The 12,238-nt window shown below is 46.0% G+C and carries 13 protein-coding genes; 7 read left to right on the top strand and 6 right to left on the bottom strand.

Annotated elements, in window-relative coordinates; genetic code table 11:
• The first annotated feature begins 262 nt into the window (after positions 1-262).
• The 3 genes from ACYVGR_RS18625 to ACYVGR_RS18615 are packed head-to-tail and all read left to right on the top strand — an operon-like array spanning position 263 to position 1,315.
• Positions 263-700 carry a hypothetical protein gene (locus tag ACYVGR_RS18625; RefSeq protein WP_460959378.1) on the top strand — a complete coding sequence of 146 codons (438 nt, stop codon included), beginning with the start codon at positions 263-265 and terminating at the stop codon, positions 698-700.
• A gap of 19 nt (positions 701-719) precedes the next feature.
• On the top strand, positions 720-1,034 hold the full coding sequence (locus ACYVGR_RS18620; RefSeq protein WP_460959376.1) for a hypothetical protein: 315 nt from the start codon (positions 720-722) through the stop codon (positions 1,032-1,034).
• 5 nt (positions 1,035-1,039) lie between these two features.
• Positions 1,040-1,315, top strand: coding sequence for a hypothetical protein (locus ACYVGR_RS18615; protein ID WP_460959374.1), 276 nt, complete (start codon positions 1,040-1,042; stop codon positions 1,313-1,315).
• A gap of 354 nt (positions 1,316-1,669) precedes the next feature.
• Here ACYVGR_RS18615 and ACYVGR_RS18610 read toward each other — a convergent pair whose 3' ends face one another.
• Together ACYVGR_RS18610 and ACYVGR_RS18605 are read right to left on the bottom strand one after the other, a co-directional pair.
• Positions 1,670-1,915: a helix-turn-helix domain-containing protein gene (locus ACYVGR_RS18610; protein WP_460959372.1), complete on the bottom strand. Its 246-nt coding sequence runs from the start codon at positions 1,913-1,915 to the stop codon at positions 1,670-1,672.
• A 2-nt stretch (positions 1,916-1,917) separates the two neighbouring features.
• Positions 1,918-2,406, bottom strand: coding sequence for a hypothetical protein (locus ACYVGR_RS18605; RefSeq protein ID WP_460959370.1), 489 nt, complete (start codon positions 2,404-2,406; stop codon positions 1,918-1,920).
• A gap of 156 nt (positions 2,407-2,562) precedes the next feature.
• Here ACYVGR_RS18605 and ACYVGR_RS18600 point away from each other — a divergent pair, with 156 nt between their 5' ends.
• Together ACYVGR_RS18600 and ACYVGR_RS18595 are read left to right on the top strand one after the other, a co-directional pair.
• Complete coding sequence (locus ACYVGR_RS18600; RefSeq protein ID WP_460959368.1) at positions 2,563-2,772, top strand: Kazal-type serine protease inhibitor family protein; 210 nt, start codon at positions 2,563-2,565, stop codon at positions 2,770-2,772.
• Positions 2,773-3,137: 365 nt separating this feature from the next.
• Complete coding sequence (locus ACYVGR_RS18595) at positions 3,138-3,992, top strand: phosphotransferase family protein (protein WP_460959366.1); 855 nt, start codon at positions 3,138-3,140, stop codon at positions 3,990-3,992.
• 105 nt (positions 3,993-4,097) lie between these two features.
• Here ACYVGR_RS18595 and ACYVGR_RS18590 read toward each other — a convergent pair whose 3' ends face one another.
• Entirely contained in the window at positions 4,098-5,750 is a 1,653-nt protein-coding gene (locus ACYVGR_RS18590; RefSeq protein WP_460959364.1) for a carboxylesterase/lipase family protein, read from the bottom strand.
• Positions 5,751-5,974: 224 nt separating this feature from the next.
• Entirely contained in the window at positions 5,975-7,642 is a 1,668-nt protein-coding gene (ettA, locus tag ACYVGR_RS18585; protein ID WP_460959362.1) for an energy-dependent translational throttle protein EttA, read from the bottom strand.
• 73 nt (positions 7,643-7,715) lie between these two features.
• Here ettA and ACYVGR_RS18580 point away from each other — a divergent pair, with 73 nt between their 5' ends.
• Positions 7,716-8,993, top strand: a complete 1,278-nt coding sequence (locus tag ACYVGR_RS18580) for a DUF349 domain-containing protein (RefSeq protein WP_460959360.1) — start codon at positions 7,716-7,718, stop codon at positions 8,991-8,993.
• Positions 8,994-9,074: 81 nt separating this feature from the next.
• Positions 9,075-9,350: a hypothetical protein gene (locus ACYVGR_RS18575; RefSeq protein WP_460959358.1), complete on the top strand. Its 276-nt coding sequence runs from the start codon at positions 9,075-9,077 to the stop codon at positions 9,348-9,350.
• A 187-nt stretch (positions 9,351-9,537) separates the two neighbouring features.
• On the opposite strand, the gene serS is transcribed toward ACYVGR_RS18575, so the two are convergent.
• Together serS and ACYVGR_RS18565 are read right to left on the bottom strand one after the other, a co-directional pair.
• On the bottom strand, positions 9,538-10,809 hold the full coding sequence (gene serS, locus ACYVGR_RS18570; protein ID WP_460959356.1) for a serine--tRNA ligase: 1,272 nt from the start codon (positions 10,807-10,809) through the stop codon (positions 9,538-9,540).
• Between the two features lie 67 nt (positions 10,810-10,876).
• Positions 10,877-12,205: an aspartate kinase gene (locus tag ACYVGR_RS18565; protein ID WP_460959355.1), complete on the bottom strand. Its 1,329-nt coding sequence runs from the start codon at positions 12,203-12,205 to the stop codon at positions 10,877-10,879.
• Between the last annotated feature and the right edge of the window lie 33 nt (positions 12,206-12,238).

Raw genomic sequence — 12,238 nt, 5'->3', positions numbered from 1 at the left:
AGGTTGTCTCTGTTCAGTGAGGTAGCTTGCTCATCCATCAGCCCCTGTTGGCGTTGGGTGATCCTGCCAAAAGTAAAAGCGTGAGTGCTAGCTTTCGGGCGACAGTGAGCACGTCCCGACAGGCAGGCTATTTGAGTTCCATTTCTAGGTCTCCTGCGACAAAGGAAACGCCCTCATTGGACCACTTCAAGGCTCATTAGTTGGGTTTCGGTCGACAACGGAATTTGGAGAATGAGCAATTTATCAACGACAAATCATTGATATGCCAATTAAGCGGTGTTCAGAGCAGAAAAGGTGTACTCTAGAAGAGTTTTATATTGAACTCTCTGAAACAAGTGCAAATGCATACGTTGATGTTGGAAAGGCAATGTTAGCGTTTGTTGATTTGATCAATGATACCTTTAAGGAGACTTTGATTTGGGGATTGACTTCACACGCTAGACTAATCCTGCAAACCAAAGATGATTCAGCCGCTGATAGCTTGGTCGTAATTAGTAACATTGGTACAAAGGAATATTATTTTGAATACCTAATACCAGCCGACAAGCGTCCTTGGAAATATGCCTATGTGCGCGGAGAAGCTTATTCTTTAGCTGAAGCCAAAAAATATCTTCTGATCGCGATGCGTGAAAGTGAAGGATGGATAGACAATGCAGAGTTGCGGCAACTGTTAATTGAAAATGGGCTTGAGCTAAAGTAACGTTCAGTGGGCGGCTGTCTTGCGACAGGAAGCACGTCCCGAAGGAGAGTTTGCAGCCCAACCAAACGAGGGTGTAAAGGTTGAGGTCGTTCGCGTTCAGTTAAGTGACTCGCTCACCATCAGCCCTCGCGGGTGTTGGGTGCATCGCCACAAGCTGAAAAGCGTCTATGCGGTCATTCGTGTGACAGACAGTACATCTCGACAGGTGCGCTGTTTGGCTCGTTGGGCCGCTCCGGTCGACACGAGAGACGCTCCAGTTAGCCAAGCAAAAAGTGGGTTTGCCAACTCGCGTGTGACAAGGCAATCGCCTGAACAGAAAACTTTAATAGAATAGTGTTAATGGCTTTAGATATTTATTGGCAGGAAGGCAGAAGCAAAACCCGGATTGGGCAAATCGAGGTTGATGATGTCTTTGACAAGCTAATTTTTCAGTATGAGCGTCAAGCTGGCATACACGTTGATTTGTACGGTCATTCAAGACTGTATGCGTCTCAATGGGAACAGCTCATTACTTTAGCTCATCAAACTAACTTTGACGCAGTTCAATTGGAAGCCGTTCAAGCCAAGTTGCCTGTTGATGCATCTGAGGGAATCCTAATTCTAGAAGGCGATTAGGGTAATTCTGAATTTTACTCTACGTGAGGTAGCTTCCCTGTGACAGGACGCACGTCCCGTGGGAGGGCTGGCAGCCCAACCAAACAGGGGGGTAAAGGTTGGAACTTGGTGGTGTTCAGTTATCTTGTGTGCTCATCCATCAACCCCTGTTGGCGTTGGGTGGACACAATTGCTAATAAAGGTCAGCTTGCGTCCGACAGCCAGCGAGATTCCTGCTTTACACCTCTTCTAACTACGTCCCACAAAATCCTCCTAACTGAGACAAAGAGCGATTTGAGTATTTATAATTCGGGCGTTTTCTGATACGGCTGACTATATCTACAGATCAAGAAACTTCAAATATTGACAGCCACTTTACTGGCTGTCTGATTCAACCGCTTCTTCTTGACCGATTTCGGTGTCAATGTATTCTAGAATATCACCCGGTTGACATTGTAAAGCTCGGCATATAGCGGCCAAGGTATCGAAACGTACACCCTTTGCTTTACCCGTCTTCAGAACGGATAAGTTCACATTCGATATGCCAACCTGATTCGATAGCTCATTAAGCGACATCTTTCGTTTGGCCATTACGACATCTAAATTTACTATAATCCCCACGGTTAGATAAAGGCTTCATTTTCAGTTTTGACCTCAATTGCTTTTTGGGTGAAGTAGGTAAGCAACAACACCGACAATACCAGAACATAGACGATTAGTGAATGATCAAATACATGCTCAGCTAGATAAAACAACAGTTTTCCTTTGGCCTCTTGAAGGCTGATTTCCTTTTGGTAGTAGTGCCAGGTGTTCATACCTGCGTTAGCCATTGAATTAAAAATGGCAACAACCAAGCTAAGGAACCCGAAAGAGCGTAATTGTTGGATATTCTTAGGGTCAAAAAATCCCTTATCACCTAGCGTTTTCTTCATATTGAATACAAGTATTCCCATAGCCACAATGCCTAAATAAGTGGCTATTTTGAAAACCCACATCCATTTGAGTACTCCGCTATACTGACTGATAATTGTTAGCCCTCTATAGATAAAGAATAGGCATTGCAGACCAATTAAGCCAGCAACTGTCCAGAAAAATATATTGATAAGTTTCATAATGAATTGGTTTAAGAGCCATAAAAGTATGGCTTATTTAATGTAAAACAAATATTATTTAATGTTTTGCATTAAATAACGACTAAAGTGATCTTTCACATCGATATGCCTACGAATTATAACATAAGTATTCATACATAAAACTCCTATATCACCATGCCTACGGTTGCAACCCTAATTCTGTTCTTTACTTGTTTAAGCTGTCACCCAAAAGTTGACCCGCCCTGCGTCGAAAAGCCTACAGGGAATTATGGTTGTTTAGCCAATTATGCACCCGTATGTGGGTGTAATGGGAAAACGTACGGGAACGAATGCGAAGCACTAGCTCATGGAATTACGAGCTATTCGAAGGGTGAATGCAACTAGTCGATGCTTATCAAACCTATTTGAGACTTTTGCAACTACTAGGGAGGGGTGTAAGCTAAAGAACGAAAAGCTTAAGCTTACAATATTCAGTTTGAACGTCTCACAAAATGCTCCCCAATTTGAGATAGTAACCATTAGCTAGAACTATAAACTTCGTTTGAAACCGTAAATTTCCGCCCATTAGGAAGAAGAACCCCAACTATGAGTTATACGGAAATTAACTAGGTTCGAGTCTGGCTCCCGCTACTTAAGTAAAGCCGTTACGAATTCGTAACGGCTTTTTCATTTTGCGCCGTTTTTTGCATGAAGTCAAATCGAATAGCTTTAATTTAGATCCTTCTTTCGTTTCTGCTTCAAAGCCAATCATGCTCGACCAGTTAAAAAACACAATCCTAGCCTGTTTTCCTGATCTTGCCGACGCTACGTTTACACTACTAACTACCGGATGGGATTCTGTTGCCGTTGATGTAGATGATCGGTTGATTTTTAAATTCCCCCGTGATCCGGAGGCAGTTGAAGTACTACGTAGAGAAGCTACAATGCTCACCGTGATTCGACCAAGAGTTACCATAAAAGTCCCCGATCTTGAGTTTTTTGAAAAGCCTGTAGCATTTTCGAAACACACAAAGCTCAAAGGGGAGCCCATCACGAAGGCGCAGTATGAATTACTGGGAAAGGCGGCTAAAATGAGCTTAGCGGCAGACATAACCCGCTTTTATGCGCAGCTACACGCAATTGAGCCAAACTTGCTACGAACTGCCGGTGCTCTACCAATTGACCAATGGCCAAGTCCTGACATTATTCTGGCTGGTATTCAACCATACTTACCCAAAAACCTTATCCTTAAGGCCCAACAAACGCTCAAAGCCTGGACGCAACTTCCGCCTGATCTCTCTATATATGGATTTTTCGATGGTCACGGCTGGAATATGGCTTTTGACTATTCTGCTCAACAACTAATTGGAATTTATGACTTTGGCGATGCTGGTTTTGGCGAATTACACGAGGAATTTATTTATACCAGCTTTATTTCAAAGGAGCTTACTACGGCTGTTATTGGCTACTATGAACAGATAACAGGACGTCCGATCGATCGCAATCGTGTTCACATCTTAACCGGCGTATTGCTGTTAACCGAACTAGCCGATATGGCTGACGACGCTGAGCATGGGGCTATGTGTTTAGAAAACGCGTTGACCTGGCTAACGGATGATAGTTAAGTATCAGAACAGCCATCCATTGCCAAGTTCCCCTACAAGCGAACGGTCCCATATAGTCAATTGACCGTATGGGACCGTTTGGATTTATAACCAGACAATTCTTTCTTAAGCCAGCGTTTTCCGTGCTTCGCGATCGGGATCATTCGCCAAAGCGGGAACATCATCCAGAATCATGGTTTCACCGTGTTGGGTCGTGTACGGCTTCCAGTTAGGTAAGCCTCCTCCATTGGGATTGCCGGTTTTGATAAAGTTAAGGAACGAATGCGCCATCTTATCAGATAAGGCCCGTGGTCGCTTACCACCTCCCGTATGGGTAAGCATCAAATCGGTGTTATAAAACCAGAAACAAATATCATCGCAGTGGAAAGCCCGCATCCGACCATCAAATAGAGGGGGTTGCCAGCCAAACCAGGCCACGTAGACAGGCGCTTTTTGCTGAGCGGCTTTAGCATCGGCAGTAGCAACGACATTCTTCCGATTTGAAACAATCAATGCCCAAATCTCAATGGGGCGAGCCTTCGGGAAATTCTTGGCGTAAGCATCTACGATTTCGCCGGATTTATCGCCAAAGCGGGATTTTATTTTCTCTTTCACTTCGGCCAACGAAATACCTTCCAGGCTAGCGTCTGTCCGGTCAGGATTTTGCTCATGAAATGTGGAACAGAGAATCAGCGGAATATCAGCCGAGAATTGATTGGGGTTATTGAAAAAAGCCCCTTCGGCCAAGTAGGTACCATCACCAACGGGCGAATAGCCCCCCCGCTGGATATTCATTCGCTTGGCTTCATCGGCCATTTTCTCAACAGCCCGGTTGGCAATATCAATGTATTGGCGCCACGGAATCTGCTGAAGTTTATCGATTTCGCCCGGCTTCAGGCCAGCTTCCTCCATCACCTTCACGCCTAATTTTTCGGCATATTCTTTATTGACGCCAGATAGCGAGCTACCACTTAACGCAACAGCCTTGTGAAACAGTCCTTTAGCGGATGGCATATTCATTAAGGTTGTCACTTTAGCTCCGCCACCCGACTGCCCAATAATGGTTACGTTGGCAGGGTCTCCACCAAAATTGGCAATATTGTTTTTGACCCACTCCAAAGCGGCCACCATATCCAGATTGCCCACGTTACCAGATGCGGCATGTCCTCCGGCAGCTTTCAGATCGGTATATCCCAGCGAGCCAAGTCGGTGATTGATGGAGCAAAAAACGATATTGCCCAGACGAGACAGGTTTTCACCCTGATATCCATCTTGTTCAACCGCATTTCCATTAACGAAGCCCCCGCCGTGCAGCCAGACAACCACTGGCCGTTTTTGCGAGTCCAGAGCTGGTGTCCATACATTTAGTTTCAGGCAGTCTTCCGAAACATCATCGTAATTCCAGTGGTCAACGAAGGACGCGTAAACATTGGCGTATCGTTTTTCCATAATTTGAGGAGCTGAGTTTCCCCACCAGAGAGTAGGCCGAATATCAGTCCAGGGCGCGGGCTTTTGTGGAGGCATAAACCGATTCTTACCCGAGGTATCAGCTCCATAAGGCACCCCTAAAAATTGATGAATACCCCGAAGAATAAATCCCCTAACTTTTCCGTGTTCTGTATTGGCAATAGCAATCGTGTCGCCCACAAACAGAACCTGATCGTCGCCTGCTGGCTTTTTAGGTGCAGGTAATGCTGTAGCAGAAGCTTGTTTACTAACCCCCAAACTGGCCACGCCAACGCCCAGCGATTGTAAGAAATTACGTCTTGACGGTTTCATCGATTGTTTTTTGTTAAAGGGTGAAGAAAAGGCGAACCCCATGTATCTAAAACACAAGGCAGACTATCTCTTAAAGCATGATCTTTCGTGAATCTATTGGCTCCTTAAGAAATTAGTAAAGCACTAACCGCCAGCCATCTATCTGCTGAAGCGGATTAAAAATAAACGGGCGCCACGTTTCAAGGGAAATGTGGCGCCCGTTTATTTTTAATCCGCTTCTTAAATCAGCCTAATTTTTTATACTTGATCCGGGTTGGCGTGGCTTCCGTGCCTAGTCGCTTACGTCGATTTTCTTCGTATTCCGAGAAATTTCCCTCAAACCAATAGACCTGCGAATCACCTTCAAAGGCCAGAATATGGGTAGCAATACGATCCAGGAACCAACGATCGTGACTGATGATTACCGCACAGCCTGCAAAATTTTCCAGACCTTCTTCCAGCGCCCGCAACGTATTCACATCCAGGTCATTGGTTGGCTCATCCAACAAGAGCAGGTTCGCGCCTTCCTTGAGCGTCATGGCCAGATGAACCCGGTTACGCTCACCTCCCGACAGTGTTCCGATTTTCTTTTCCTGATCGGCACCGCCAAAATTAAATCGGCTTACGTAGGCGCGCGCGTTTGACTGCTTTCCACCCATCATAATCCAGTCATTGCCTCCAGAAATGGTTTCATAGACCGTTTTGTTCGGATCTAAGCCATCATGTTCCTGATCAACGTAGGCCACTTTTACCGTTTCGCCTACATCAAATGTGCCCGAATTGGGTTTGTCGCGGCCGGTAATGAGTTTAAAGAGCGTTGTTTTGCCTGCTCCGTTTGGCCCGATGATACCAACAATACCACCCTGTGGCAGTCTGAAGCCCAGGTGTTCAAACAAAAGCCGATCGCCAAATGCTTTGGATACGTCCTCGGCTTCAATCACTTTAGCACCTAAACGTGGACCAGCCGGAATGAAAATTTCGAGTTTTTCGTCTCGTTGCTTGGCATCTTCATTCAGCAGCTTTTCGTAAGCCCCCAAACGCGCTTTAGACTTTGCCTGACGTGCTTTCGGAGCCATTTTCACCCATTCCAACTCACGTTGAAGGGTTTTCTGACGTTTCGACTCTGTTTTTTCTTCTCTCGCTAGCCGATTTTGTTTCTGCTCTAACCACGATGAATAATTGCCTTTCCAGGGAATGCCTTCGCCCCGATCAAGTTCAAGAATCCAGCCCGCTACGTTATCCAGAAAATACCGATCGTGGGTTACAGCGATAACGGTTCCTGAATATTGACGAAGGTGTTCTTCTAACCACAACACCGATTCGGCATCAAGATGGTTCGTTGGCTCATCAAGTAGTAAAACGTCTGGTTGCTGTAGCAGCAGGCGACAGAGAGCCACCCGGCGCTTTTCTCCTCCCGACAGATTATCGATCAGGGCATCGGACGGTGGGCATCGGAGCGCGTCCATGGCTCGTTCGAGCTTCTGGTCAAGTTCCCAGGCGTTATAATGGTCCAGTTTTTCCTGAACCTCGCCTTGCCGATTAATAAGTTTATCGAAGTCGGCATCGGGGTCACCAAAGGCTTCATTAATCTCGTCAAATTCCTTCAAAAGGTTCACAACTTCCTGTACGCCCTCTTCCACAACCTCACGTACAGTTTTGCCAGCCTCAAACTTTGGCTCCTGCTCCAGCATACCAACCGAATAACCGGGCGAGAAAACAACTTCTCCGGTATAATTTTTGTCTATACCTGCTATGATCCGCAATAAGGTCGATTTACCGGAACCATTAAGTCCTAAAACACCGATTTTTGCACCATAAAAAAAGGAAAGGTAGATGTTCTTTAGGATTTGTCGGTTAGGCGGAATATTTTTACTCACGCCTGCCATAGAGAAAATTATGGTTTCCTGACTCATTAATTTCTGATAGATTTGTGTTGGCAATAATCCTCAAAATTAACCCACAGCGCAGCCTTAACCAAGCACAGTAATGGAAAACGCTTCACTGGTAGATGAATACGGTTACGTCAAAGACGGAAAGGTATTTTTGAAAGGCTACCTGAATTACGAAGACCGCCAAATCGGCGAAGTCAAACGCACCGAGCAGGAAGCGCTCGATTATTTTAAAAATCGCTTCATCATTGCAGAGAACAAAGTCAGTCAGTTAGAGAAAGACATTGACGAGGCACAGAACAAAGGCTCGTACCTGACAAAGCTGGTTCAACTCCGCAAGAAACTGCTTGGATTTGATGCATTAGGAGATTTCCCTCCCCTACTCGACCGTCTGGACGAGCAGGAAAAGTTATTGGCCGATTTGATTACGGTCAACCAACGCAAGAATTATGACATTAAGCGGGCTCTGATCGCTGAAGCCGAAGCCATTGTCGACAGTACTGACTGGCGAACAACAGCTGATGAACTTCAGGAGATCAAGACGAAATGGATTAAAACTGGCCCGGTTGACAAATCGGTAGAGGAGGAAGTAGAAGGACGGTTTCAGGAACTACTGGATGGCTTTTTTCAACGCCGACGGGAGTTCTTCAACGAGCAAAACAAAGTTATTCAGGAACGCCTGGATAAGTATGATGAGCTGATTCGATTAGCCTTCCGTGCCAATCGATTGGGCGATCTGGATGCGGCCTTTCAAGAGGTTCGGCGACTGAACAATGCCTGGAAGGCGGTTGGTGAAGTGCCGATCAAGAAAAGTGGAAAACTGTATAAGCAGTTCAAGAAAGCCACAACCATGTTCTATGCGAAGTATAACGACGCGAAGGGCATTGTACTGGTACCCAAAATTGATCCACGGATTGAGGCTCAAATGAAAATGGCCGATGAAGTGGAGAAACTGTCCAAACAATCCGACATTTTTGCCGCTGCTGAGCGAGCAAAAGTGCTACTCAATGCCTGGAAAGAGATTCGGGTGCCGTTCAAATTACAGGACAAAGTTGTTAACGAACGTTTCCGGGCAGCCTGCGACAAAATTTTCGAGCTAAGCTATCTTGGCCGTGTCCTGACTCGGAAATATCCTGCGTTTGAGCTTAAAAGCCAATCGGAGCAGATTCGGACGAAAATTCGGGAGATGGAATATCTCGTTAAACGCGAGAAGAACGACTTGCAGTTTGCCTTGCAGGATGCTGACGGGCTTGACCCAAACAATGATGCTGACAAGCAGATTCTGAATAAAATCAATACGCAGAAACGCAAAATCGCGATGAAAGAAACGATTCTGCGCGAGCTACAGAAACAACTGGAAACAGCTGGCTATTAATACGTCAGGATGACAAAGAAACGAAACGTGCTCCGATCTAGGATTGGGGCACGTTTCGCATTTTAGGATTGTTGTTAGAATATGGAAACGAACCTGATTGCCTCCGACTTTATTCCTTCTGAAACCGATTTCCGAGCCGCTATTATTCCCGGCAAATTCGTGCGTCTTGAGTACCTGACCGATTTGAGTGAGTTTATCAAAGCCGATGTCATGATTAAGCAACTTCTCCACGAGAACGGTGCTGACTGGCTCGAACTGGCTACTGGCGAAACCATACCTCTTGATCGTGTTGTGAGTGTTTCGGGCAAATTATCCCCGAATTATCCTGGTTACGGTAATTACTCCTGCGACTGTTAAGGCCTAATCGCACGAAATTATACCAATGCTGTATAAGAGCTTCTTTATCAAGAAATATGGGGTTGCTTTCTGTCATTCCGACGTCAGGAGGAATCTCAAGCTTGACTTACGAGGGGCGTTGAGATTCCTCCTGACGTCGGAATGACAGAAATAAGAAAGCGTTTTTGTTTTATTACAGTCAGAGATACTACTCAATTGTTTCAAACCCGCAATACGGCACCAGCACTTTCGGAATGCGGATACCTTCTGGCGTTTGATTATTCTCCAGAATCGATGCCAGAATACGTGGAAGCGCTAACGCTGAACCATTCAGGGTATGCATCAACTGCATCTTGCCCTCCAGCTTAGAACGGAGTTTAAGCCGATTTGCCTGGTAGGTTTCGAAATTAGAAACTGAGCTAACCTCCAGCCAGCGCTGTTGAGCAGCCGACCACACTTCCATATCGTACGTAAGCGCCGATGTGAAGCCCATATCCCCTCCGCAAAGCCGTAGAACCCGATAAGGAAGTTCTAGTTTTTGCAATAAGCCCTGTACATGTAAGCTCATTTCTTCGAGAGCGGTATACGAGTTCTCGGGTTTCTCGATCCGAACAATTTCAACCTTGTCGAACTGGTGTAGCCGGTTCAGGCCACGAACATGGGCACCCCATGAGCCTGCTTCACGACGGAAACAGGGGGTATAACCAACGTTTTTAACGGGTAGTTGGTTTTCCGGTAGAATAACATCGCGGTAGATGTTTGTAATAGGCACTTCGGCCGTTGGAATCAGGTATAACTTATCTTCCGTTACGTAGTACATCTGCCCTTCTTTGTCTGGCAATTGTCCCGTTCCGAAACCTGAGTCTTCGTTGACGACAATCGGCGGTTGTACTTCCATGTAGCCCGCTTTTAGGGCTTCGTCCAGGAAGAAGTTAATCATTGCCCGCTGAATCCGTGCGCCTTTGCCCTTGTAGACTGGAAAACCCGCTCCTGAGATCTTGACGCCTAATTCGAAATCGATAATGTCGTACTTCTTAATCAATTCCCAGTGGGGTTGCGCCTTTTCATGCAGCGTCGGTTTCTCACCATGTTCCAGCACAACTTCGTTATCTTCAGGCGTGCGGCCTTCAGGAACACTACTATGCGGAATATTAGGAATGGTTACGAGTACCGCCTGCAAATCCGATTCAGTTTGCCGGAGTGCATCGCCAAGATCTTTTGACCGCGCTTTTAAATCGGCCGTTTCAGCTTTGGCAGCATCGGCAGCAGCTTTATCACCAGCTTTCATCAACGCGCCAATTTGACCGGCTTTCGCGTTGGATTGCGCTAACACATCATCCAGTTCACGTTGGGTATCGCGTCGTTTCTGGTCGAGCGTGAGTACCTGATCAACGGCGGTCTCGGCGTTGGCAAAATTCCGTTTGCGAAGGCCAGCTAACGTTGTTTCTTTATTCTCGCGGATAAATTGAAGCTGAAGCATTGTCGTATTTGAAACTTGGCGCTTCCAGTGAAAGCGCCAATAAGTTTAGTCAATAGTTAGTAGCCAACTACTTGTTAGCAAAAAGTTCGTCGTTCAGTGCGTTCAATGCATCGGCTTTGTAACGACCATGCACAAGCAATGATAGGTTACTTTCTGTACCACCATAGGAAATCATCCGAATCGGAATGTTTCTCATGGCATTGAAAACCCGAACGGCAACACCCTCATTATCAGCGCTAAAATTACCTACGATACAAATAATCGTTTGGTCGAAATCAGGCTCTTCGAGTGTGCAGAATGTATTCAGTTCATCCGTAATTTCCTGAATCCGCTCCGTATTATCGATCGTAACCGATACCGAAACTTCGGATGTGGTTATCATATCGACCGGCGTTTTGTACTTCTCGAAAATCTCGAAAATTCGACGCAGGAAACCATAGGCGTTCAGCATACGGGTCGAGTGAATGTACAAGGCCGTGATGCCGTCTTTAGCCGCAATGGCTTTAAACACTTGGCTAGAAGTCCGGTCGGCAATCAGCGTCCCCGGTGCACTCGGGTCCATCGTGTTTTTCAGACGAACGGGCACACCAAACATCCGCGCCGGTGTAATGGTAGAGGGGTGCAGAATTTTAGCCCCGAAATACGCTAATTCAGCTGCTTCGTCGAACGTCAGCTCCCGAACGGGGAACGTATTTTTTACGATTCGAGGGTCATTGTTGTGCATGCCATCGATATCGGTCCAAATCTGAATTTCTTCGGCACGCATAGCCCCACCAATCAGCGAAGCGGTGTAATCGGAACCACCCCGTTTGAGGTTATCGACTTCGCCACGTGGATTTCGGCAGATAAACCCTTGCGTAACAATAATCTGCTTATCGCTGTGCAACGGTAATATCTCTGCTAATTTCGCTTCCGTAAAATGGATTTCTGGCTCGTTGTCGGCATCAATCCGCATGAATTCCAATGCAGGCAGCAAGGTCGATGGTACACCCTCCTCCACAAGAAATGCCTGGAAAATCTGCGTACTCAGAAGTTCGCCTTCAGCCACTAATTCTTTCTCCTGTTTCAGCGTAAAGGGTTTAATACCTACCAACGACCGGATAAACGAAAATTCATTATCAACGATTTTCTGCCCAGCCGCTTTACCATCGGTCGTTTTATACAACTCGTCGATAAAGCTGTCATAATGCGCTTTGAGGGCATCAATCTTAGCGTTTGCATCGGCATCGTTATTTGCTTTAAGCGATTCGCCAATGGCCAAAAGTGAATTGGTAGAGCCAGACAGAGCTGACAGGACGACGATTTTACGTGTATCGTCTTCAGTAATCAGATTGCGAATCGACTGCATACGCTCAGGTTTCCCAACCGACGTACCGCCAAATTTCCAGACGTGCATTTTTAATGAGTGAAAGAGTGAATGAGTGAAAGA

The sequence above is a fragment of the Spirosoma litoris genome, from assembly GCF_054776755.1.
The sequence above is the reverse complement of the archived record's forward strand: the minus strand, read 5'-3'. Positions and strand labels throughout refer to the sequence as shown.

What these genes read in the sequence shown, in the direction of transcription:
- ACYVGR_RS18625 (WP_460959378.1), top strand. Translation starts at nt 263, where the DNA reads ATGCCAATTAAGCGGTGTTCAGAGCAGAAAAGGTGTACTCTAGAAGAG.
- ACYVGR_RS18615 (WP_460959374.1), top strand. Translation starts at nt 1,040, where the DNA reads ATGGCTTTAGATATTTATTGGCAGGAAGGCAGAAGCAAAACCCGGATT.
- ACYVGR_RS18605 (WP_460959370.1), bottom strand. Translation starts at nt 2,406, where the DNA reads ATGAAACTTATCAATATATTTTTCTGGACAGTTGCTGGCTTAATTGGT.
- ACYVGR_RS18600 (WP_460959368.1), top strand. Translation starts at nt 2,563, where the DNA reads ATGCCTACGGTTGCAACCCTAATTCTGTTCTTTACTTGTTTAAGCTGT.
- ACYVGR_RS18595 (WP_460959366.1), top strand. Translation starts at nt 3,138, where the DNA reads ATGCTCGACCAGTTAAAAAACACAATCCTAGCCTGTTTTCCTGATCTT.
- ACYVGR_RS18590 (WP_460959364.1), bottom strand. Translation starts at nt 5,750, where the DNA reads ATGAAACCGTCAAGACGTAATTTCTTACAATCGCTGGGCGTTGGCGTG.
- ettA (WP_460959362.1), bottom strand. Translation starts at nt 7,642, where the DNA reads ATGAGTCAGGAAACCATAATTTTCTCTATGGCAGGCGTGAGTAAAAAT.
- ACYVGR_RS18580 (WP_460959360.1), top strand. Translation starts at nt 7,716, where the DNA reads ATGGAAAACGCTTCACTGGTAGATGAATACGGTTACGTCAAAGACGGA.
- ACYVGR_RS18575 (WP_460959358.1), top strand. Translation starts at nt 9,075, where the DNA reads ATGGAAACGAACCTGATTGCCTCCGACTTTATTCCTTCTGAAACCGAT.
- serS (WP_460959356.1), bottom strand. Translation starts at nt 10,809, where the DNA reads ATGCTTCAGCTTCAATTTATCCGCGAGAATAAAGAAACAACGTTAGCT.
- ACYVGR_RS18565 (WP_460959355.1), bottom strand. Translation starts at nt 12,205, where the DNA reads ATGCACGTCTGGAAATTTGGCGGTACGTCGGTTGGGAAACCTGAGCGT.